The 25005-nt window shown below is 33.6% G+C and carries 16 protein-coding genes; 13 read left to right on the plus strand and 3 right to left on the minus strand.

What is annotated here, in order from left to right:
• Positions 1-3: 3 nt before the first annotated feature.
• On the minus strand, positions 4-2148 hold the full coding sequence (locus tag Q0975_RS23910; RefSeq protein WP_299441820.1) for a hypothetical protein: 2145 nt from the start codon (positions 2146-2148) through the stop codon (positions 4-6).
• A 160-nt stretch (positions 2149-2308) separates the two neighbouring features.
• On the opposite strand from Q0975_RS23910, the gene Q0975_RS23915 reads away from it, so the two are divergent.
• Genes Q0975_RS23915 through Q0975_RS23935 form a run of 5 tightly spaced genes read left to right on the plus strand, consistent with a single transcriptional unit; the run spans position 2309 to position 7912 of the window.
• Positions 2309-4402, plus strand: coding sequence for a tetratricopeptide repeat protein (locus tag Q0975_RS23915; protein WP_299441823.1), 2094 nt, complete (start codon positions 2309-2311; stop codon positions 4400-4402).
• Complete coding sequence (locus tag Q0975_RS23920; protein WP_299441826.1) at positions 4399-5271, plus strand: UbiA prenyltransferase family protein; 873 nt, start codon at positions 4399-4401, stop codon at positions 5269-5271. Before Q0975_RS23915 ends, Q0975_RS23920 begins: the two co-directional genes overlap by 4 nt.
• On the plus strand, positions 5268-6575 hold the full coding sequence (locus tag Q0975_RS23925; RefSeq protein WP_299441829.1) for an FAD-binding oxidoreductase: 1308 nt from the start codon (positions 5268-5270) through the stop codon (positions 6573-6575). Before Q0975_RS23920 ends, Q0975_RS23925 begins: the two co-directional genes overlap by 4 nt.
• A gap of 24 nt (positions 6576-6599) precedes the next feature.
• The gene (locus tag Q0975_RS23930; protein ID WP_299441832.1) at positions 6600-7331 is read left to right on the plus strand and encodes an SDR family oxidoreductase; all 732 of its coding nucleotides are present in this window, start codon (positions 6600-6602) and stop codon (positions 7329-7331) included.
• Positions 7328-7912, plus strand: coding sequence for an HAD-IB family hydrolase (locus tag Q0975_RS23935; protein WP_299441835.1), 585 nt, complete (start codon positions 7328-7330; stop codon positions 7910-7912). Before Q0975_RS23930 ends, Q0975_RS23935 begins: the two co-directional genes overlap by 4 nt.
• Positions 7913-7922: 10 nt before the next feature.
• Here Q0975_RS23935 and Q0975_RS23940 read toward each other — a convergent pair whose 3' ends face one another.
• The gene (locus Q0975_RS23940) at positions 7923-9866 is read right to left on the minus strand and encodes a hypothetical protein (RefSeq protein ID WP_299441838.1); all 1944 of its coding nucleotides are present in this window, start codon (positions 9864-9866) and stop codon (positions 7923-7925) included.
• Positions 9867-10182: 316 nt separating this feature from the next.
• On the opposite strand from Q0975_RS23940, the gene Q0975_RS23945 reads away from it, so the two are divergent.
• From Q0975_RS23945 to Q0975_RS23955, 3 genes are all read left to right on the plus strand, one after another.
• A complete protein-coding gene (locus Q0975_RS23945) occupies positions 10183-13455 on the plus strand; it encodes a T9SS type A sorting domain-containing protein (RefSeq protein WP_299441841.1) in 3273 nt (1090 codons plus the stop codon).
• 202 nt (positions 13456-13657) lie between these two features.
• Complete coding sequence (locus tag Q0975_RS23950; protein WP_299441844.1) at positions 13658-16864, plus strand: T9SS type A sorting domain-containing protein; 3207 nt, start codon at positions 13658-13660, stop codon at positions 16862-16864.
• A 67-nt stretch (positions 16865-16931) separates the two neighbouring features.
• Positions 16932-17936 (plus strand): hypothetical protein, encoded by a 1005-nt coding sequence (locus Q0975_RS23955; RefSeq protein ID WP_299441847.1) that lies wholly within the window; start codon positions 16932-16934, stop codon positions 17934-17936.
• 216 nt (positions 17937-18152) lie between these two features.
• On the opposite strand, the gene pheT is transcribed toward Q0975_RS23955, so the two are convergent.
• Complete coding sequence (gene pheT, locus Q0975_RS23960) at positions 18153-20579, minus strand: phenylalanine--tRNA ligase subunit beta (protein ID WP_299441850.1); 2427 nt, start codon at positions 20577-20579, stop codon at positions 18153-18155.
• A 128-nt stretch (positions 20580-20707) separates the two neighbouring features.
• On the opposite strand from pheT, the gene Q0975_RS23965 reads away from it, so the two are divergent.
• The 5 genes from Q0975_RS23965 to Q0975_RS23985 all read left to right on the plus strand — a co-directional run bounded on the left by Q0975_RS23965 (position 20708) and on the right by Q0975_RS23985 (position 24874).
• On the plus strand, positions 20708-20911 hold the full coding sequence (locus Q0975_RS23965) for a hypothetical protein (protein ID WP_299441853.1): 204 nt from the start codon (positions 20708-20710) through the stop codon (positions 20909-20911).
• A 66-nt stretch (positions 20912-20977) separates the two neighbouring features.
• Positions 20978-21700: a hypothetical protein gene (locus tag Q0975_RS23970; protein WP_299441856.1), complete on the plus strand. Its 723-nt coding sequence runs from the start codon at positions 20978-20980 to the stop codon at positions 21698-21700.
• A gap of 153 nt (positions 21701-21853) precedes the next feature.
• Positions 21854-22219 carry a hypothetical protein gene (locus Q0975_RS23975; protein WP_299441859.1) on the plus strand — a complete coding sequence of 122 codons (366 nt, stop codon included), beginning with the start codon at positions 21854-21856 and terminating at the stop codon, positions 22217-22219.
• A gap of 103 nt (positions 22220-22322) precedes the next feature.
• Positions 22323-23549 carry a TlpA disulfide reductase family protein gene (locus tag Q0975_RS23980; protein ID WP_299441862.1) on the plus strand — a complete coding sequence of 409 codons (1227 nt, stop codon included), beginning with the start codon at positions 22323-22325 and terminating at the stop codon, positions 23547-23549.
• A gap of 224 nt (positions 23550-23773) precedes the next feature.
• Positions 23774-24874 (plus strand): DUF2911 domain-containing protein, encoded by a 1101-nt coding sequence (locus Q0975_RS23985; protein WP_299441865.1) that lies wholly within the window; start codon positions 23774-23776, stop codon positions 24872-24874.
• The last annotated feature ends 131 nt before the right edge of the window (positions 24875-25005 follow it).

Here is a 25005-nt window from a genome sequence, read left to right on the forward strand (position 1 = left end):
GACTTATTTTTTTGCAAATTTATACTTTAATTCCGACACCGAATCATTGTTTTGTAATCGATCATAAATTGTACGTAGAAACGGGTCTTCTGGCCATTTTTGTAGATACTTTTTAGTATACTCCAAAGCATCCAAATACATTTCTGCTTCTAAGGCGCAATGTACCCCAAAAAGAAGTGATTCTTTTTCAGTTGGGTGTTTTAAAGCAATCAATTGTGATGCATTTTTTAAAGCTTTTTTGTAATCCTTTTGAAAAAAATGAGCTTCCATTTGAAACAATGGAACTTGGTGAGAGTAGGGATTATAATAGGATGCTCGTTTAAAGTCTCTTAGTGCTTTTTTATAAAATTTGTTTTTTCGAGAAGCGATTAATCCACTTGTAATCAAAGAGTCTGCGGTTTCTATATTTTTTTTCGGAATAGGGATACTAGCATTGACAAATTCTACATTCACTTTTTCGAGATACTCGTGAGTCAGTTTTAGATACGGAGCATAGGATTCTGCGTACATTAATAATTCTCGAGAACGAATATAATCTTGATCAGCAAAAGCATTAATACCTTCGTCTAATAAAAGCGCAGCGTAGTTTTGATCTGTTTTTCCACGTACATAAGGTTTTAGTTTAGTCAGTAAATTTTCTTTTCTAGCCGCATAACGTTCTTTCCCATCAAGCATTTGTAGTGCATATAACATAAACGAATCCGAATGCTGATAATATGTTTTATATACACGTACGCCAACACTTTCGATACGATAAGAATGCATAATTTTATTCATCATTACTATAAAAACAGGAATAGATAATAGATGTAATGCTAAAGCAAAAAACAATGTTTTTTTATGTGTCACAATTTCTTTTTGTTGTTTGAAAATGAGTAATAACAACATTAATACAAACGGAAACGGTTGGGTATATAGATCCCAATCCATGGGTAATGACATTAATGGATTGATCATAAATAAAAACCCTAACGTCAAGATAAGTGTGAGTAGTATGATGTTGATCAAGGGTGTATTCCAATCTGTTTTTTTTCGATGAATTACTGCCATAATTCCTAGAAACATGATTCCAGGTGACCAAAAGAAAAGAACCATTAGGAAATCAAAGATGTGATTCCAACTTAATAAATTATACATATCCAGAGGTGCTTCTGGAGAAAGTAATGGTAAAAACAATCTATCAATATCTTGATCATTTGTATTTAAAGAACGAGAATCATTATAATCACCTAAAACAAAAAAATAAATAATGAACCCAAAGATAATCAATGGAACCAGCAGGGTAAAGAACATTTTTTTTGCAGTATACAAGGAACGAATTTTTGGGAGATGATAAAAATAGTGATGTGTAAAACCTAAAATCAGCGCTGGAGTCAATAATAAAGAAGGGGTGTTAAATCGCACACAGATAATGAGTAAGGGTATTAAGAGATACAGTAAGATCACTTTTTTATCCTGAAATGCTTTTACAAAAATATAAATCCAGCATAGTTGTAAAAACAGAACAAAACCATACGTTTCTATATGACCACAGAAGACTATTGCCAATGGAGCGGTACATCCCAAAATAATTAGCGTAATTGTCAACCAGGAATTCCTTACATATTCTCGGATTGCAGAAAGCCAAATAAACACAAAACCAGCGCCAAACAAAGCGTCCATGAGCTTAAATGTTTGAAACATATTAGTTTTTAAGGCATATGCAATAACACTATATAGATTAAAGACACCCCAACGCCCATGTCCCGTTTTAAATTCGATAGAAAATAAATTCCCCCAATAACCTTCAGGAAACGTGGTTAGTTTTTGATCCATATAAGGAGCAAAATTTTTAGCATCTCCATAGTAATCATTGGCAATATCTAAATTGTAAAATATGATAAGACTTACAATAGAAATTATGGATATAGAAGCATTATTAAGTCGAAAGGAAATCTCAGTATTTGAAATACTTCCGAAATGAATCCATAAAAGAACTATAGCAACAAGCAATAGGATTCCATATTTCAATCCAGTCGAAAGAAAAGCTAAAAAATGTGTACCCCAGAAAATGTCTGGCCATAGTAGTCCGAAGACATACATTAATAGTAAACCGACTGCAATTAGTAGTGGAGTATATGTTAAAAATTTATGATTTAGAAACTGCATGTCTGGATTTATACCTTAAAACTAATGAATACCGAAAGTAATGCAAAATAGATGACGCTACAAAAATCAATTAGAGTGTATTAAAATATCTTTTTATAACAATGATGTGAATTTTAACAATTACTCTTATTTTCGTTGGAATAGAGACAAACCTTGGTATATGAATAAACAGTATACTTTTCTGGTCATTATTTTGATGATTACTTTTATAGTATTGCTGCCAACATTAAGAAATGATTGGACTAATCTCGACGATCCTATTTATATACTAGACAATTTTTTGATAAGAGACTTCTCCTGGAAAGGGATACAACAAATGTTTACGACATCACATGTAAATGGCTCTTATAATCCAGTTGTTCTTCTTTCTTGGGGGTTGGATTATCATATGGTTGGATTAGAGCCTACACTTTACCATTGGACGAATCTACTTTTACACCTCATTGTTGTAGCCTTGGTTTTTTGCTTAGCATTACGACTTTCTAAAGATACTTGGGTAGCCTTTGGAACTTCATTGTTATTTGGTATTCACCCTATGCACGTAGAATCAATAGCATGGATTACATCAAGAAAAGAGCTGTTGTATACATTGTTTTATATTGCAGGTCTAATTGCTTATACATATTATCTTCAAAAAGACGGAAAGCGTCCTAGATGGTATTACTTGGGACTCTGTTTTTTGTTATACATACTATCATTATTGTCAAAAGGATCGGCATTGACTTTTCCATTAATTTTATGGGCTTTTGATTACTTAAGAAAGCGAAAAGATACCGTAAGATTATTTGTTGAGAAAATTCCATTTTTGGTTTTGAGTGTCATATTCACCTATATTTCTATTAAAGCCCAAGATGAAGGAGAAGCATTGTTATACCGAGAATTCTACTCGGTATTAGATTCGTTAAGCGTTGGGTTTTATGGATATTTAACCTATTTAATAAAGGTATTTATTCCATATCATCTTAGTATGTTACACCCATATCCTACACCATCAGGAACGGCGGTTCCGTGGTATTTTTCTGCAGCAGCTATACCTGTATTAGCAATTGCGATATATTGTTTTTATAAAATTAAAACAGCCAGAAAAATGGTCTTTGGTTTTGGCTTTTTCTTTATCACATTAATCCCTGTAATTCAGGTGTTGTCATTTGCAGTTTCGGTTACTGCAGATCGTTTTACGTATCTCCCTTATTTCGGGATATTTTATATACTATCGGTAGGAGTAGTTTGGTTATTAAATTATAAACCAAAACTAAAAACTCCTATAGTAGTAGTGGCGATAAGTTTTGTAGTAGTGCTATCTAGTATTACATTTTCGTATGTTCAGACGTATAAAAATTCTGAAACAGCGTGGAACAGAGTAATCAAATATTATCCGAATTATTTTGTATCCTATGTCAATAGATCAGAATATAGAATCAATAAAGGTAGATTAAAAGAAGCTTTACAAGATTGTAATAAAGCAATAGCGTTAAAACCTGACTATTACTTAGCCTTTTATAATCGGGGATATATATATGAGAAACAAGGAAGAAAGGAAGAAGCCATACAAGAATATACTCAAACCATAGTGTATAATGATAAGTCTTTTCAGGCATATCAGAACCGAGGAATAGTATATACGGAATTGGGGCAATTGGATAAGGCGCTAAAAGATTTTAACACCTCCATTCTTTTAAAACCCAAAGATGCTATTGCATATCTTAATAGGGCATCATTGTATGAAAAGATTGGAAAATATAAAAAAGCAATTAACGATGCAACTACAGCATTATCGTTAAATAATCGTATGGATAAAGCCTATTTTGTAAAAGCGAAATCGTTTATGCTTCTAGGAGAAAAAGAAAGAGCTATTATAGGGTTTACTAATGTAATCAAAATCAATCCAAAAATGGCTAGTGCCTATGCGTTAAGAGGGAATACATATATTGATTCAGGAGATTATGCTAAAGCTATGGATGATTTTAATGAAGCTATTCGATTAGATAGCCATCAAATAGATGCTTATATTAATCTTGGAATTATTTTGATGAATCAAGGACAATTTGAAACTGCTTTGTTTAATTTTAACCAAGCTCAAAAATATGATCCCGAGAATTATTTGGTGTATCTAAATCGTGGATTATTATATAAATTAAGTGGTAATTATAAAGATGCATTAACAGACTTAGAAAAAAGTATTCAATTAAATAATACTAATAATTTTACAATACAACAAAAGGAAGAAGTAATTAAACTGATAAAAAAGCGTTGATAAAAACCATTAAAACATATTCTTCATTATTTAGGGTAGATAATTATATAAAAAATCTATTCATTTTTGCACCGTTGTTTTTTGGTTTTCAGTTTGATATAGGAACCATTAAAAATGCATTTATATCTTTTGTCTTATTTTGTTTAATCGCCAGTAGTGTATATATATTTAATGATATTTTTGATTTAAAATCCGATCAAAAACACCCTGTTAAAAAACTTAGGCCATTACCATCTGGAGCGATATCTGTTAAAAAAGCCTTTGTCATTGGAATACTATTAATGCTCATCAGTTTGACGATTACTTACATGGTTAATACAGCGCTATTTTATGTTTTTATAAGCTATTTAATTATCAATGTGTTTTATAACTTATATCTAAAAAAAGTTCCAATTATAGATGTGTTGCTCATATCATTCGGGTTTGTACTTCGAATTCTTGCCGGAAGTTATGCAACGGATATCTCTGCATCCTCGTGGATATTAATAATGACGTTTCTGCTATCCTTATTTTTAGGTTTTTCTAAACGAAGGGCAGATGTAGTATTGGCTAATGCAAATGGATTGAAGGCTCAAAATATTCGAATATTTTCCGTTATAGCTATTGATAGGATTATATTTAGTTTGGCTACAATAATTGGCATTACTTATACCTTTTATACTATAAGTAAAGAAGTAATAGATCGAGTAGGTAGTTCTTTTGTCTTTATAACAAGTATTTGGGTAATAGTTGGGATTATCAGGTATATTCGGGTTGTTAGATCCAGTAAAAAATACAAAGATCCTACAGCGATTGTTATAGGAGATTGGAAATTACAGTGTATTATTTTATTATGGATTTCTTCATTTATAATCCTAAAGTATATATGAGTACTATTCTAAAACATATAAAGAATATAGGATCTTGGGGAAATTATCATAAAATTAAATCCCAGTTACATTTTATGAAGTCTGGAACACTTCCAGCTTCTGTAAAAGACAAAGAATATATCTCTCACGGAAATGGAAGAAGTTATGGAGATTGTGCATTGCACGAAAATTCCCTTATGACTATCCAATCCAATAAAATCCTCTCTTTTGATATTCAAAAAGGAATTTTGCAATGTGAATCTGGAGCTCTGTTATCGGATATTATAGTAGAAATACTTCCTGATAAATGGTTTCTTCCGGTTACACCAGGAACAAAATATATTACAGTAGGCGGAGCAATTGCTGCAGATGTCCATGGCAAAAACCATCATAAAAATGGGTGTTTTAGCCATCACGTGATATCCTTAAAACTAGCTCTACCAGAAGGAGACATACTAAATTGTTCTAAAAATGAGAATGCAGAACTTTTTAGAGCAACTTGCGGTGGAATGGGATTGACAGGAGTAATTCTGGAAGCTACGATTCAGCTGTTACCTATAAAAAGTGCTTTTATAGATCAATATACCATACAAACCAATAATCTTAAAGAAACCTTTAGGGCCTTTGAAGAAAATCAAGAAGCAAGTTATACTGTGGCCTGGATAGATGCGCTGGCAAAAAAAGCAAATACAGGAAAAGGATTGCTTTTAGTAGGGGAACATGCTAAGGATAATAACTTCGAGTTTTCTTTTCGGAAAAAAATAAATGTTCCTACATGGTTTCCATCCTTTTTACTGAATCCCTGGAGTATTGCTGTTTACAATAAATACTACTATCGAAGTTATACAAAAACTTCTGAAAAAGTTTCGTTAGACTCCTTCTTCTATCCATTGGATGCGGTAGATAACTGGAATCGAATTTATGGTAGCAAAGGATTTTTACAGTATCAGGTAGTGATCCCAAAGAAAAATGCATATCAAGGTATTATGGAACTTCTGGACGCTGTTGTTAAAAGCAACCATGTTTCTTACTTAACAGTGTTGAAACTATTAGGAAAAGAAAATGAGAATTATCTATCATTTCCTCTAGAAGGATACACTATTGCAATGGATTTTAAAATAAAAAAAGGAGTGTTTGATTTTTTGAATCAATTGGATAAGATTGTTGTTGGATATGAGGGAAGAGGATATCTAGCAAAAGATGCCAGAATGAGCAAAGCTTTTTTCGAAACAGGATATCCTAAGTTAGTAGCTTTTAAAAACATCAGAAAACAATACAAATTGGAAAGATTACAATCATTACAATCAAAAAGGTTAGGTTTGTAGAACCACTTAAATTGTTATAATTAAATGAAATATGTACTAATCTTAGGCGCAAAAAGTGATATCGCTAAAGCTTTGGCAGTGGTATATGCTAAGAACGGATATCATCTTATTTTAGCCGGAAGAGAAATCAATGTTTTGTTAGATTTCAAAAAATCGATTGAAGAAGAGCATACAATTTCTGTGCAATTAGAAGATTTTGATGTATTACAATTAGATACACACGATATATTTTTCGAAAATCTAAAAACAAAACCTTTTGGGGTTATCTCTTGTATAGGATATCTCGGTGATCAAGAAGTAGCAGAACGAGATACGAATGAAGCTAATTTAATTATAAATACAAATTATGTTGGTTGTGTAAATATTTTAAGTATTTGTGCTTCATACCTAGAACAAATACAAGAAGGTTTTATTATTGGGGTCAGTTCTGTAGCTGGAGATCGTGGTAGAAAAAGTAACTATTTTTATGGTAGTGCCAAAGCTGGTTTTACGTCCTATTTGAGTGGTGTAAGAGCTCGATTAGCTAAGAAAGGAGTACATGTTTTGACTGTTAAACCAGGTTTTGTATACACCAAAATGACTGCACATTTAGAATTGCCAAAACTATTATCGATACAACCTGATCAAGTAGCTAAATCGGTCTTTAAAGCGCAGAGGAAAAAGAAGAATGTGCTTTATGTGAAATGGACTTGGAGGTATATTATGTTGATAATCAAAATGATACCAGAATTTATTTTCAAAAAAATGAACCTATGATCGTTGCTTTTTTTGATTTTGATGGTACCATTACCAGAAAAGACAGCTTTCTGGATTTTATATCTTTTACTCACGGAAAGTTGCAATTATGGGTAGGACTGTTTATGTATTCCTACTATATATTAGGGTATAAATTAAAGTGGGTATCTGATCAAAAATTAAAAGAGCTTTTTATCTCACATTATTACAAAGGAACTACAGCGCAAGAATTCAAAAAACTAGGAATAGAGTATTGTGAACATAAGCTGTCGGACATTATTTTTTCTAAAGCATTGAAGAGAATTCAATGGCATAAAAATCAAAGTCATAGGGTTGTGGTGGTTACCGCATCTATCTCGCAATGGATAAAACCCTGGTGTGATGAACTTGGTATTGAAATCATTGCTTCTGAGTTGGAAATTCAGCAAGATAAAATTACGGGTAAGTTAGCGGGTAAAAACTGTAATGGGCCAGAAAAAGTAAGTCGAATAAAAGAAAGATATGACTTAGATGCAGTGACCTATTGCTATGCTTATGGAAACAGCAATGGAGATAAAGAGTTATTAGCAATAGCAGATGAGCAATACTATCAATATTTTTAATAAAAAGGTTTTATTTTCTATACGCATTTGCAAACAAAAATTTCAATTCTTTAATTCTGCTATTAGTACTCAGTCGCTGAAATACTTCTTTAGAAGCTTCATCGTCAGGCCAATTTTTTAAGATTATTTTACTGATCTCAAAAGCATCGGTATATAGTTCCGCTTCTAATGCACAATGTAAACTCATTTTAAGTGCTTTTCTTGGATTAGGAAATTGTAGTTGCACCAATTCTTTAGAAATTTCGAAAGCGTTTTGATATTGGTTAAGTGCAAAATAGGCTTCTAATGACAATAGCTTAGCATTGTTTGCCGGAGCATATTCTTGTGCCAATGAAAATAACGCTAGTGCTTTAGTAGGGTTATTTTGTATTCTAAGAAAATACCTCCCTTGATCGATTAGTAATGCACAATATTCATAATCAATTCCTTTTTGCGCTTTTGGAGTTAATTTTTTGATAAATGCTTCTCCGCGTTCTAATCGATTAATTCGATATTCATCATCCAGAGAAAAGGCATTTTCCACAGTTTGTGCAGTCCATTCATAATAGGTGTCAAACATTCTTACTGCTACACTTTCTAATCTTTTTGATACTGATTTTTCTGATTGATGTACAATAAAAATGGGTAGACTTAGCGTGACTAATATACCGGAAGCATATAAAATAGAGCGAGGAGCAATTTTTTCTTCTAACTGTGCAGTAAGAATTACTGTAAAGGCAAGTAAAAAGGGTGCTGGAAGCGAAAATAAATCCCAATCAATTGGCAGACCCAATAATGGGTTGACAACAAAAAAGAAAGCAACAAACAGAAGTAGACAAAGACCCGAAAGGATTATTTTTGGAGTATTCCAGTCAATTTCTTTTCGTTTTAGTATTAGGAACAAAGCAATTAACAATAATGCAATTGGTGACCATAGCAAAATCACAGAGAGGAAATCAAAAAAATGATTAAAGCTTAGCAAGTTATACTGATCCAAAGGAGCTTCAGGAGAAAATAGTGGTAAAAAAATATGTTCAAAAGCCATCGCGTTACGCTGAAGGCTTCGATCATCAATATGGTCTTCAAAAACAAAGAAGTACATAATTGCTCCGATCACAAAAATTGGTGCAATGATAAAGTAGCTTACTTGTTTCCAGTTAGGATACGTACCTTTATATCGTTTCCAAAATAAAAGAAGTAACCCAGGGATACATAAAACAGCAATAGAATGAAGTTTAAGTCCTATTAATAAAACGATAGGAAGCGTCCAAAGCAAGTATTTTTTTTCGGTTTTTATATATAGTAAAGCGAGATAAATCCATAGCAAATTGATAAAAAATACAGGTGCATAAATCTCGATATGCCCAAAGAAGGCTAACATAAATGGTGCAGTAATTCCGGCTAAAGCAAGAATAATTTTCCAGGTATTTGTTTTTATAAAACTATGAATAAAATGTAGCCATGTAAAAACAAAAAGTCCTCCAAAAACAGCATCAAAAATCAAGAAAGCCGTTTTATAGGTTATCTGGAAATAATAGGCCATATAGGTAATAACTGCCAGGATTGTGCCTTCTCCTGCCCAAGGTGTTAAGCTATAGGTGAAAAACTTCTCGTTTGTACCCTTTGGAATAACAGGAGGAATTTTAGGTAAAAACTTATTGAATTTATAGGCATCACCATAAAAGTCCTTAACCATAGCAAAAACTAAAGCAGACACTAAGAAAACAACACTGATAAAAACAATGCTCTTAGGTTGAATATGTAATGTGCTTGTTTTCTCAGGATTCGTTTTAGCGGAACGAATTATCTTAAACCCAAACCAACTGATTACTAAAAGAAGTATGATCTGAAAAATGGGCGAAATAAATTTTATAAAATGCACACTCCACCAGTAATCCGGAAATAATAATCCACAACAATGTATCAGGACAAAACCTAATAAGATAAAGCATAAGGTTTTAGTTTCTTTTTCCAAAGCGCTTAAATTTTGAACAGCAATATAGGTTTAAAATTCCATTGCTAAAAACATAAAATTAGTGTTAGAAGTGTTCGTGAACACTATTTTATTCTTTTCAAGAACAGGTTTAATGGTATACTAGTTTCGCTTGTGATATCTATAAGAAAAACCAAATTGCCACTTTTTGCCACCATAATTATAATGGCTTTAGGGAATTTATACAGTATGTTTGTTTTTTACTGTTAATACTTTTTAATATAAAAGCGTTAACAGTATTTTAAGAATTCGTATATTCGTGAATTACAGATTAATAACCCTTTAAATCTGCCCCTCTATGAAAAAACAACTACTAAACTGTATAGTTGCTATACTGTTTTGTGCTAGCATTAGCACCCAAGCCCAAACCGCAAATGAATCTTTAGGACAACAGGCAGGAGTTTCTATAACCACTGGTGATTATAATGTCATGCTTGGTGATTCTGCAGCTTATAGCTTGTCATCAGGTTCCCTTAACGTTATGATAGGTGCACGTGCAGGATTTAGCTCAACTAATTCCTCAGATAATACCTTTATTGGTCGTTCTGCCGGATATGCTAATACCACAGGAGTAGATAACACTTTTATAGGTAAATTTGCAGGTCTTAATAATACCGCTACGGATGGTACATTTATAGGGACTAATGCTGGAATGACTAACACCACAGGAGTTGACAATGTTTTTATTGGGGAAGAGTCAGGATTTTATAACACTGATGGTGATGACAATGTATTTATCGGTGAAGATGCAGGGTATTATAATACCACTGCCGATGATAATACTTTTGTTGGTAATACGGCTGGTAGATCCAATACCACAGGATATAAAAATGCCTTTTTTGGTAATGTAGCAGGATATGATAATAAAGACGGATACAATAACACCTTTATTGGAGATTCTGCCGGGCTTGATAATGGGACAGGGATCTATAATACTTTTGTAGGACAAGCTTCTGGAGCAGCAACAGAGTATGCAGATTTTAATACATTTATAGGAGTACGAGCAGGGTATGATAATAATCGTAATAATGCTACCGGTAATGCTAATAGGAATACCTATGTTGGAGTGCTAACAGGTTCTAGTAACCGTACAGGAGAGGATAATGTTGGGATGGGTGCTTTTGCTAGTTTTGGTACTTCAGGACAACCTACTCCCGTTGGTACTACACTAGGAACCAGCACTGTTAGGAGTAGAACTACTTTTATAGGTGCGAATGCAGATGCTGGTAATAATGATGTTACGCTAGTAGGGTATTCTACCAGAGTAGATGGGAGATATGGTATAGCTGTGGGTAACGAAGTAGATATCGACAATGCTACAGGTGCTATTGGTATGGGGTATCAGGGAACAATGAGTGCTAATGCAGATTACTCCATTGGAATTGGATATCAAAATAATATATCAGATGATCATTCTATAGGAATTGGATATTTGGCAAATGTAAGCAAAGACCTGGCTATTGCTATAGGAGGAAATACTGTTGCACAAAATACTCGCGCTATTGTTATTGGCGAAGGAGCACAATCTAATGATGTGATTGATAATTCAGGTGGTGATGAAGATATTACAGATAATATCGCTATAGGAACAAGTACTATAGTAAGCGGTGGTAATGCCATTGCTATAGGTAATGCTGCTACAGCTGTAAATAATAATACAATGGTACTAGGAGGTGCTACTAATCCTGTAAGTGTTGGTGTTGGTACCGATACGCCTAGTGCTAATGCTGGTCTAGAATTGGCTGGTACCAATAAGGGATTATTGATTAATCGTTTGACAACTAATCAGAGGACATCCTTAGGAGGTAATCTTTCGGTTACTGACGAAGGAATGATGGTATATGATACAGAAATAAAAACGTTACATACTTGGGATGGAACACAATGGAATAGTACTATTGCCGATGATTTAGGAAATCATACTGCTACTACTGTATTAGATATGGATACTAACATGATTAGTTTTGAAGAAAGTGGGAGCGGTATTCGTTTTTATGGAGATGACAACTATCAGATATCCGCAGGAGGTGGTTCGGATTATAATTATGGTCCGGTTACTGGCCGTAGTATTAAAAATACCACGTTCAATGCAGCTGGAAGAGGATGGACCTGGGGTCTTAATGGGGAAACTCCTATTGCAGCAATGGATAATACAGGTAAATTGCAAATAGCCAATACGATGACTGTTGGAGCGTATACCTTACCTAATACGGATGGTACTACGACACAAGTATTAACTACAGATGGTGCTGGAGTACTAACATGGGCTACACAAACAGATAATCAGGAACTATCTTTTGCAACAAATACATTAAGTATATCAGGAGGAACAGCTACAGTTGATCTTTCAGAGTATTTAGATAACACAGATGCTCAGGCACTAACGTTGGCTACCAATAGCTTAAGTATTTCGGGAGATGCAGGGACAATCGACCTATCTGGTTATTTAGATAATACAGATGCGCAAGCATTATCCTTAGCTACCAATAATTTAAGCATATCAGGAGATGCAGGAACTATAGACTTATCTGGTTATTTAGATAATACGGACGCTCAGGCGTTATCGTTAGCAACAAATACCTTAAGTATTTCAGGAGATGCAGGAACTATAGATTTATCTGGCTATTTAGATAATACAGATGCTCAGGACTTGGAATTATCAAGTAATACACTGAGTCTAACTAATGATGGAACAACGGTTGATTTATCAGGATATTTGGATAACACGGATGCTCAAGCATTATCTTTAGCAACAAATACCTTAAGTATTTCAGGAGATGCAGGAAGTATAGACTTATCTGATTATTTAGATAATACAGATGCTCAGGCATTATCGTTAGCAACCAATACCTTAAGTATTTCAGGAGATTCGGGAACTATAGACTTATCTGGTTATTTAGATAATACAGATGCTCAGGACTTGGAATTATCAAGTAATACACTGAGTTTAACTAATGATGGAACAACGGTTGATTTATCAGGATATTTGGATAACACGGATAGTCAAGATTTATCATTAACTAATAATACGTTGAGTATCTCAGGTAGTACAAATACTGTCGACCTTTCTGCTTATCTAAGTAGCGATAATCAGGATATTACCGGAGCCGTATTATCCGGAAACGATCTAACGATTCAGATTGAAAATGGAGCATCTGCTACGGTAGATCTTTCACCTGTTTTGACTGCATTAGAAAATGAAAATACTGCTCAGCAAAATCAGATTAATGATCTGATCACACGCATGGAAGCATTAGAAGACTGTGCTTGTTCAACCCTTGATATAGAAGAAGTACCAGAAGGAAAAGCAAAAACAGCGATCTTATATCAGAATATTCCAAATCCGTTTAATGGAACATCCTCTATTAAATATTATTTGCCATTAGGAGTAAGTAGTGCAGCAATGGTGTTTAGTGATACTAGTGGTAAGGTAATTTCTAATAGTATACTGAATGATAGAGGTGATGCAGAAATGAATATCAACAGTGATGGTCTGGCAGCAGGAGTTTACTATTATACTCTTTATGTTAGCGGTCAAAAGGTTGATACAAAGAAAATGGTGATAGAATAAAAAAAATAAAAGCCCTTTTTTTTACCATAATTATAATGGGTTCAGCTAGTTTGTATAGTGATTTTGTTTTATAAAGACTTAATGATCAATCGTTTGTTTTTTTAGCAATGTTAATATTTTTGTTTTAAAAAATATTAACATTGTTTTGGGAATTCGTATATTTGCGAATTACAGATTAATAACCCTTTAAATCTGCCCCTCTATGAAAAAACAACTACTAAACGGTATAGTTGCTATACTATTTTGTGCTGGCATTAGCACCCAAGCCCAAACCGCAAATGAATCTTTAGGACAACAGGCAGGAGTTTCTATAACCACTGGTGATTATAATGTCATGCTTGGTGATTCTGCAGCGTATAGTTTATCCTCAGGTTCCCTTAACGTTATGATAGGTGCACGTGCAGGATTTAGCTCAACTAATTCCTCAGATAACACTTTTATTGGTCGTTCTGCAGGGTATGCTAATACCACAGGAACCGATAATACATTTATTGGTAAATGGGCTGGTTATAACAATACAGGTACCGATAATACTTTTATAGGTTCAGAAGCAGGTATTGATAATACTACAGGATTAGATAATACTTTTATTGGGGAACAAGCAGGATATAGAAATACAGATGGAGATGACAATGTTTTTATCGGTGAAGATGCTGGGTATTATAATACCACTGCCAATGATAATACCTTTGTAGGGAATCAGGCAGGTAGATCCAATACCACAGGGTATAAAAATGCTTTTTTTGGAAATATAGCAGGATATGATAATAAAGATGGGTATAATAATACCTTTATTGGAGATTCTGCCGGGCTTGATAACGGGACAGGGATCTATAATACTTTTGTAGGTCAGGCATCTGGTGCCGCTACAGAGTACGCAGATTTTAATACTTTTATTGGAGTAAGAGCGGGGTATGATAATAACCGTACCAATAATACTGGTGATGCTAATAGAAATACCTATGTGGGAGTATTAACAGGTTCTAGTAACCGTCAGGGTGAAGATAATGTAGGGATGGGATCTTTTGCTAGTTTTGGAAGTTCAGGGCAACCTAGCCCTGTAGGAACTCAGCTTGGAACAAGTACTAATACCAGTAGAGCAACTTTTATAGGAGCCAATGCAGATGCTGGTAATAATGATGTTACGCTAATAGGGTATTCTACCAGAGTAGATGGGCGATATGGTATTGCTGTGGGTAATGAAGTCGATATCTTAAATGCTACAGGTGCTATAGGTGTGGGATATCAGGGAACAATGAGTGCTAATGCTGATTACTCCATTGGGATTGGATATCAAAACAATATATCAGATGATCATTCTATAGGGATTGGAGATCTTATAAATGTAAGTCAGGCAGAAGTGGTTGCATTGGGGAGAAATGTAGTCTCAGAAAATGCGGGAGCTATCGTTATAGGAACGGGCGCTGCCTCTAATGATGTGATCGATAATACTAATGGAGATCCTGATGCCACTAATAATATTGCTATAGGATATAATGCTATTGTGAGTGGTGATAATGCTATTGCTATTGGTAATGCAGCAACCGCAGCTAATGCTAATACGATGGTGTTAGGAGGAGCTACCAATCCATTAAGTGTGGGTATTGGTACTGACACACCTAGCTCGAATGCATCCTTAGAACTTTCAGGTACCAATAAAGGTTTGTTGATCAACAGTATGACCACTGGAGAACGAAGTTCACTCGGAAACAACCTGGCTGCTTCAGAAGAAGGGTTGATGGTCTATGATACGGATATAAAAACGTTACATACTTGGGATGGAACACAATGGAATAGTACTATTGCCGATGATCTTGGGAATCATACCGCTACTACTGTATTAGATATGGATACCAACATGATTAATTTTGAAGGGAGTGGGAGTGGTATTCGTTTTTATGGGAGTGACGACTATCAGATATCCGCAGGAGGTTCTTCGGATTATCACTACGGTCCGGTTACTGGTCGTAGTATTAAAAATACTACATTGAATATAGCTGGAAGAGGATGGACCTGGGGTCTTAATGGAGAGATCCCTATTGCAGGAATGGATAATACCGGTAAATTACAAATTGCCAATAGTCTAAATATCGCAGGGGCATATGAGTTCCCTATTGTTGATGGTACTTCGGCACAAGTATTAACTACAGATGGATCTGGAGCACTTACTTGGGCTACACAAACAGATAATCAGGAGCTATCTTTTGCAACTAATACATTGAGTATATCAGGAGGAACGGCTACGGTTGATCTTTCTGGGTATTTAGATAATACAGATGCTCAGGCATTATCATTAGCAACCAATACCTTAAGTATCTCAGGGGATTCAGGAACTATAGACTTATCTGGTTATTTAGATAACACAGATGCTCAGGACTTGGAGTTATCAAATAACACACTAAGTTTAACCAATGATGGAACCACGGTTGATCTTTCAGGATATTTAGATAATACAGATGCTCAGGCATTATCATTAGCAACCAATACCTTAAGTATTTCAGGAGATTCAGGAACTATAGACTTATCTGGTTATTTAGATAACACCGATGCTCAGGACTTAGAGTTATCAAGTAACACACTAAGTTTAACCAATGATGGAACCACGGTTGATCTTTCAGGATATTTGGATAATACAGATGCTCAGGCATTATCTTTAGCGACCAACACCTTAAGTATTTCAGGAGATTCAGGAACTATAGACTTATCGGGTTATTTAGATAACACAGATGCTCAGGACTTAGAGTTATCAAATAACACACTAAGTTTAACCAATGATGGAACCACAGTTGATCTTTCGGGTTATTTGGATAACACGGATAGTCAAGATTTATCATTAACTAATAATACGTTGAGTATCTCAGGTAGTACAAATACTGTGGATCTTTCTGCGTATCTAAGTAGCGATAATCAGGATATTACCGGAGCAACCTTATTAGGTTCAGATCTTACGATTCAGATTGAGAACGGAGCGTCTGCTACAGTAGATCTTTCTCCATTGATTTCGACATTACAATCTGATTTAACCGCAGCAGAAGATGAGGTAGCTACATTACAAACTCAGATGACAGATGTGTTAACGCGTCTGCAAGCATTGGAAGACTGTGCTTGTTCAACCTTGGATATAGAAGAAGTACCAGAAGGAAAAGCAAAGACAGCGATCTTATATCAGAATATTCCTAACCCATTTAATAGTACATCTTCTATTAAATATTACTTACCATTAGGAGTAAGTAACGCAGCAATGGTATTTAGCGATACTAGTGGTAAGGTAATTTCTAATATTACACTAAATGATAGAGGAGATGCAGAAATGAATATCAATAGTGATGGTCTGGCAGCAGGAGTTTACTACTATACTCTTTATGTTGGTAGTCAAAAGATTGATACAAAGAAAATGGTAATAGAATAATCCGCTCTAATTATAAATTCATAAAAAAGCTTCGCTTCTAGCGAAGCTTTTTCTATTTTTAAAAACTATGAATACTTCTCGAGTTGATCTCTTAAATACATTTCTGATCTTTTTATCCTTTGGATTAGCATACTTTTTACCATTTCAGCTTTTTTTGTTGGCATATGCCATCTTGGGACCTTTACATTATTTTACAGAGATCAATTGGATTCGAGATAAAAAGTATTTTGTAGCAAATAAGAATTGGGTATATATCATTGCAGGATGTGCCGTTTTACTCTCTATTCCCGCTATTTTAAAACTGCCATTATTTGACTTTCTTAAAGAGAACAAGATAGCGGATCAAATACGATTTACGGTTCCTACGTACCTTAATTCCTTATTTCTTATCACAATTATAATTGCTATTGCTTTTATAGGATTTAAGAACAAAAAACAGCAATGGATCATCGTAGGTTCAGGAGTAGTTTCGGCAATATTGATGCATCGATTTACATTATATCATGTGATTTTTGGGATATTTCTACCTACTATTATCCATGTGTATTTATTTACATTGTTATTTATGTGGTATGGAAATTTAAAAAAGAATAGTCGGATCGGCTACCTTAATGTAGGATTGATGCTGCTTGTTCCAGTAATAATTGTTTTTATTTCAGTAGACCAAGGATTCTATGATTTCTCTAACCAAGTAAAATCTAATTATGTAGAGAATAATTTTCATGTATTAAATGCTAATATTTCTAAAATACTTGGATTGACAGACGGTACTAAATTCTTTTTTTATGAAATAATAGATTTAAAAATCCAGATGTTTATTGCTTTTGCATACACCTATCACTATCTCAATTGGTTTTCAAAAACGACAATTATAGGATGGCATAAAAAGATGTCCAGTAAAAAGACAGTACTCATTGTTGTACTTTGGGGAGCGTCTGTAGGATTATATTTTTATGATTATAAAGTAGGACTAACGCTATTATTGTTTTGTAGTTTGCTCCATGTATTTCTAGAGTTCCCTCTAAACGTTATATCAATAAAAGCTATTGGAAAGTCTATTTTTAAGAGTTAGGATTTTATATTTTAAAAGTAAATTGATTTCGATTCAATACTGTTCAAAATATTGATATTCTTTTCAGTTGAAATGATTTTAGTTTAATTGAAACCTTCATAGCTAAACTTCCATGCATACTACCTAATACGAAGTAAAGAGATTGTTTTTTTAAATAAAAATGCCTTTGAGTTTTTCAAAGGCATTTTTGTGATATTTATATTATGATTGCTTTTTTTATCGCAATTCTGCTCCTAATTTATTCTCAAAATTATACTGAAGCTTATTCATGATTTTATCAATTTGCTTATCTGTAAGTGTTTTATGATCATCTTGTAATGTAAAACTTACTGCATACGATTTCTTGCCTTCAGGTAAATTCTTTCCTTCGTAGACATCAAATAAATTGATGTTTTTAAGCAATTGCTTTTCTGTTTGTTTTGCAATGGTATGAATTTCCTCAAAAGTCACAGCGTTATCTAGTAACAAAGCAAAATCACGACGTACTTCTGGAAATTTAGGAATATCCGTAAATTTAATTTTAGTACGTCTTGCAAATTCCAGAATAGTGTCCCAATTAAAATCTGCGTATAATACTTCTTGCGAAATAGAAAAATGTTTTAAAACAGATCTTTTGATAATTCCGAATTCTACCAATTTTGATTTCCCTAAGCTATAAGAAATACCTTCAGAAAAAAGATCATTCTTAATAGGAGAGGTTTTGGATACTTTAACTCCCAAACGATCTAAAATGGTTTCTATAATACCCTTTATATAAAAGAATTCACCAGTTTCTTGAGTTACTTTCCAGTTCTCTCTAGTTTTATTTCCAGTAATAAGAATACTTAGATGTTTGTTTTCTATTCTACCACTTTCGTAATTATGGTATGTTTTTCCGAATTCGAAAAACTTAAGATCAGAACGTTTTCTATTGATATTATAGGAAACAGCTTCTAATCCAGAAAACAATAATGATTGTCGCATTACCGCTAAATCATTGCTTAATGGGTTGAGCATTTCTACATTGTTCTCTGCGTGTAATTGCTCTGATAAAGAAATGTATTCAGGAGCAGTCAAAGAGTTTGCCAACATTTCATTGAAACCTTGACCTACTAGTTGATTAGAAATCGTATTCTGAATATTATGATCAGAAAATTTATCGATGTTAGAGATAGAAGCGTTTAATTTTTGGGTAAACTTAATATTGTTATATCCATATACTCTAAGAACTTCTTCAATAACGTCTGCTTCTCTTTGTACATCATTACGATATGCAGGTATAGTAAGTCCGAGACCACTTTCTGTTATGTTATTGACTTTGATTTCTAAGGAACTCAAAATATCTTTGATAGTTTCCTGAGGAAGCTCTTCGCCAATAAGTTTTGCAGTATTCTCAAATGATAAAAACACTTGAAAATCTTCAGTTTTTTTAGGATATAAATCCACAATGTCACTGGTAATATCTCCACCAGCAAGTTCTTGTATCAGAAGGGAAGCTCTTTTCAGAGCGTATTCAGTTATATTAGGATCAATCCCTCTCTCAAACCTAAAAGAAGCATCTGTGTTTAACCCATGACGTTTTGCAGTCTTACGAACACTTACAGGATTAAAATAGGCGCTTTCTAAGAAGATTGATGTAGTTTTTTCTGTAACTCCAGAATTAATACCTCCAAAAACTCCTGCAATACACAACGGTTTTTTAGCATCACAAATCATCAGATCTTCCTCGTGTAACTCGCGTTCTACTTCGTCAAGAGTAGTGAATTTAGTACCAGCTTGTAAGGTTTTTACCTCAATCTTGTTACCCTCTATATGATGAGCATCAAAAGCGTGTAAAGGTTGCCCAAGCTCATGCAATACATAATTAGTTACATCTACCACATTGTTTTTTGGTGCAATTCCGATGGCTTTTAGTCGATGTTGTAACCAAGAAGGAGACTCTGCTACTTTTAGCCCAGAAATTGTAACACCACAGTATCTTGGCGCTAATTCAGGATTTTTAACGTCGATATCTATTTTATGTAATCTGTTTTCTACCTTAAAATTACTTACAGAAGGTGTAATCAGTTCCAGATTCAAATCTCTTTGTTGTAATCCAGCCTTTAAGTCACGTGCAGTACCCCAATGACTCATTGCATCTGCTCGGTTAGGAGTTAATCCAATTTCGTAGACATGATCATTTTCAATATCAAAAATATCAGCTGCAGGTGTACCAACGGCGATATCTTTATCAAGAATCATGATACCATCATGACTTTTTCCAAGTCCTAATTCATCCTCAGCACAGATCATTCCATGGCTTTCTTCTCCACGGATTTTACCTTTTTTGATTTTCCATTCTTCACCATTTTCGTCATATAATTTTGTTCCAATAGTTGCAACAGGAACTTTTTGACCTTCCGCTACATTAGGAGCTCCACATACAATCTGCACAGGCTCTCCAGTACCTAAATCTACTTTTGTAACTTTTAGTTTATCCGCATTTGCGTGTTGCGTACAGCTAATCACTTGTCCTACAACAACACCTTCTAAACCTCCTTTTACACTTTGATAGGTCTCTATTCCTTCTACTTCTAGTCCTAAATCGGTAAGTAATTCTCCTGCTTTTTCCGCCTCCCAGTCAAGCTTAATAAATTGCTTAAGCCAGTTATATGAAATTTTCATTAATGATGATTCTGAAATTAGTCGGTAAAGATACTACTTTGGGTAAAGTTGACAAACAAGAAATCTTTCTTATCTCAAATAAAAAAGTGTATTTTTAGGATTGAGTTTAACTTAACCCAATAAGTATTATGAAAACAACAATTAAACTTTTTACCTTGTTATTCCTAACAATAATTATTTCTTGTACTGACAAAAAGAAAGAGGAGGAAGAAACAAAGGCCGCAGTAGAACAAATTGAGTCTGTTGAAGCTGAATTAGAGAAAGTTTCTGAAGAAGTGGAGAAAAAAGCGGAAGAATTGGAAGATTCATTAAAAGATCTTGATAGTATATGATCTAATTAATCAATTATTAAAGACTTTTCATACCCAACTACAAAATATTAACTTAAAAATATTAAAATGAAATTATTTAGAATTGTAATGGTACTATTAATAATTTTCTCATTTGGAAATCAGGTTACCATCGCTCAAGGAAAATCAAAGGAAACTAAAGAAAAAGTAGCTCAAAAAAAGCTAAAGAAAGCGGATAGTAAGATAGAAAAGGCGGCTGAAAAAAGTAAAGATAAACTTAAAGATGCTGGACAAAAAGGAAAGGATAAAGCAAAAGAAGCAAAAGATAAATCTGATGATCTAGATGATGATACGCTAAAGGACAAAGCAGAAAAAGAGGCAGAAAAGGCTGAGAAGAAAGCAGAAAAAGAAAGTAGAAAAGCAGAAAAAGAAAGTAGAAAAGCAGAGAAAAAAGCAGACAAAGCTGAAAAAGAAATAAAAGGCAATGCATATGGAAAAGACAAGGAAGGTCTTATAGGAAAAGCCTATGGACAAGCAAGAGCTAATGATGCAAAAGCTAAGGCAGAAGAAAGTGAAGCAAGATTAAACAAGGAAGAAAAAAAATTACAGAGAGGAAGAGATAAGATAGCAGCGGCAAAGGAGCGCTTGGCTAAAGCTAAAGAAAAAGAAGGTGAAGATGCTTTGACAGCAGAGGAGCTTTCAGAAAAAGAGGCTAAAATTACTAAAGCAGAGGAAAAACTTAAATCTTATGAAGAGTCTATCAAAAAAGGAAAGGTGAAAATACAGGAAGAGAAAAGAAAACTGGATAAGGTGTACCCTAAAGATCAATAAAATAGTAAATACAGAATTTATAAATAAGCAGCCTTTTTATTGTTTAAAAAAACTACTTATCAGTCTGAGATAAAAGCAATAACAAAGTATAAATTATTGTTTAATAATAATATTATGTATTTTTGAGATGAAATACTTTTAAAAGTTCCCCCAATGAAATCATTTAAATTAATTGTGATCTTAGTTTTTTCACTATTGTGTGGAAATAATTTTGTAAGTGCACAACAACATAATTCCGATGGCAATGAAAAGTCTACTGCTACTTCTACGTCGGTTAATAATTCAAAAAAAGTAAAAACTAAAAAAAGTAAAACTAGCACTATAAAAACGGATGAAACTATAAAATTGCATTCTAAATCAGAAAGGGATGCAAGAGCTTTAACCGCACAGAAAACAAAGAAGAGTGGAAAAGGAAATATTCCACCAGAAAAAGCAAAGAAGGAGAGAGAAGCTAGAATAGCAGCAATTATAGAAGCTAATAAGACTAAAAAGAAAACTCCTTCAAAAAGGAATAATTAGAACTAATTGAATTTTTATTTGTTTTAAAAACATTTTATAATAAAAAAACTGTCTAGTAAGATTTGATAATCTTTCTAGGCATTTTTTGTATCCACACATACTTATGAATAAATATATAATAATAACAATAGCAGGGCTTATGTTATTCTCTTGTAAAGAAGAGAAACCTAATGATGAATTATTTCTTAAAAGTGGTCTTTGGAAAGCCTCTTTGGCTGTACAAGATGATAAAGAACTACCTTTTCTGTTTGAAGTTTTTGACAATCAAACTTTAAAGATTTTTAATGCAGAAGAAACAATTGATGTGGACGAAGTTAGAATAAAAGGAGATTCAGTTTTTATTAAGTTCCCTGTTTTTGAAGGGTATATCGCTGCTAAATTTGAAGATTCCTTGACGATCTCCGGAAGTTTTATCAAAGAGAGTCTTGATAGAATTGTTCCCTTTAAAGGAACATTTGGGGTAAAAGATAGGTTTGAGGTTATTTCAAAACCGACAGCAAACATTGAAGGTAACTGGGAATCAGTTTTTAGTAAGGATGTGCCAGAGGATCGATATATTGCCAAAGGAATCTTTAAACAAAATGGCAATATTGTTACTGGAACTTTCAGAACAACAACAGGTGATTATCGATATCTCGAAGGAGTACTTAATAATGATAAATTAGAACTATCAACTTTTGATGGAGCTCATGCTTTTCTTTTTACAGGGCAGGTTACTGATAGTAATATGAATGGCCATTTTTATTCAGGGAATCACTGGAAAGAACCTTTTACAGCAAAACGCAATGAGCAATATGAATTACCTTCAGAAGACTCTCTTACGTTTATTAAAGAAGGATATGATAAACTAGCATTTAGTTTTCCAGATGCACAAGGAAATCAGGTTTCTCTTGAAGATGACCGTTTTAAGGGAAAAGTAACCATGGTTCAGATTATGGGAACCTGGTGTCCTAATTGTATGGATGAGACAAAATATTATGTAGAGTACTATAATAAAAACAAAAATAAAGATATTGAATTTGTAGCATTGGCATTCGAATATGCTAAAACTTCAGAAAAGGCATTTAAATCGATTGAGAGGTTACGTTCTAAATTAAATGTAGAATATCCTATTCTTTTGGCTCAGTATGGTACGTCGGATAAAGAAAAAGCTCAGGAAAAACTACCAATGCTAAATCACGTACTATCATACCCAACTACAGTTTTTATTGATAAAAAAGGGAAAGTTCGTAAAATCCATACAGGTTTCAATGGACCCGCAACAGGTCAGAAGTATGTGGATTATACAAATGAATTCGAGAGTTTTGTTAATCAGCTGTTAAAAGAATAAGTGATTTAACATTTATTAGGAATTACATTTTTACTTTAACAATACCGTAACATTGGGATTAAGAATATCATCTTAATATTGTTTGACACGTATGATTTTTCTGTCATAGAAAAGCATAATACTAATTCAAACAACTCAGTAATGAAATAAACCATGGTGATTAAGCCTATACTTTGCTTAATCATTATTGGTAATTTCTACCTGATCTCTAAAAAGAAAAACAGATGAAACAATTTGACCTAATCACAACGTTTATTGCAAGCGCAATGATGTTGTTCACTATCCAAATGAACGGACAACTTAAAACTCCTGAGGCAAGTCAGCGTGCAACAGTAAGTCAGCGAGTAGGAATAACAGATATTACCATTGATTATGGAAGGCCAAGTGTAAAGGAACGTGAAGTATGGGGAAAACTAGTTCCTTATGGATATAATAACCTTGGATTTGGAACATCCACTGCAGCGCCTTGGAGAGCTGGAGCAAATCAAAATTCTACTATAGAATTTTCTCATGATGTAAAAGTAGAAGGTAAGGATATTGAGGCTGGACTCTATGGACTGCATATTGCCTTAAAAGAAGATGGAGGAGCAACCATAATATTTTCTAAAAATGCAACCTCTTGGGGGAGTTATTTTTATGATGAAAAAGAAGATGCGTTACGTGTAGATGTCCAAACAAAAGAGGCAGCGCATACAGAAACATTATTGTTCTTATTTCCTTCTTTTGAAGCTAATAGTACAATCGCAGCATTACGTTGGGAAAAGAAAGAAATTCCTTTTAAGATAGAAGTGAATGTGAGTGATATTGTTATGAAAGGAATCAAAGATGACCTTAGAAGCAATGCTGGGTTTACACAATCCAATTGGGATAATGCAGCAAATTATGCATTCAACGCAGGAGATATAGATCAAGCATTAGAATGGGTAAATGCCTCAATTAGTGGAAATTTCTTTAGTAAAGAAACTTTTGGAAACCTGTCTCTTAAGTCTCAAATTTTAGCAAAACAAGGTAAGGTTAAAGAAGCAATGACAATAGTAGATAAAGCAGCTACGCTTGGCAATGCTACGCAGGTGTTTCAATTAGGAAATGGTCTTATTGGTCAAGGACAAAAAGATAAAGCGTTAGAGATTCTAAAAAATAATGTAAAGAATAATAAAGGAGTCTGGCCCTCAAATTATGGTTTAGCAAGAGCATATTCGGCAACTGGAGACTATAAAAATGCAATTAAGTCTATTAATGTAGCTATGGGTAATGCTCCGGAAAGATTTAAAGGAAGATTGTCAGGTGATCTGGAAAAACTTAAAAAAGGAGAAGATATCAATTAAGTGAAGCCCTATTTTGAAAATCCGCTTTAAGGCGGTGCATTCAAAATAGGAAGCCTTAAGTAATTAAAAATATCAACTATTTACAAAAAAGGGTTAGAAAATTTCTAATCCTTTTTTTTATTGATTTAAAA

The sequence above is a fragment of the uncultured Aquimarina sp. genome (assembly GCF_947500065.1).
Taxonomy (GTDB): domain Bacteria; phylum Bacteroidota; class Bacteroidia; order Flavobacteriales; family Flavobacteriaceae; genus Aquimarina.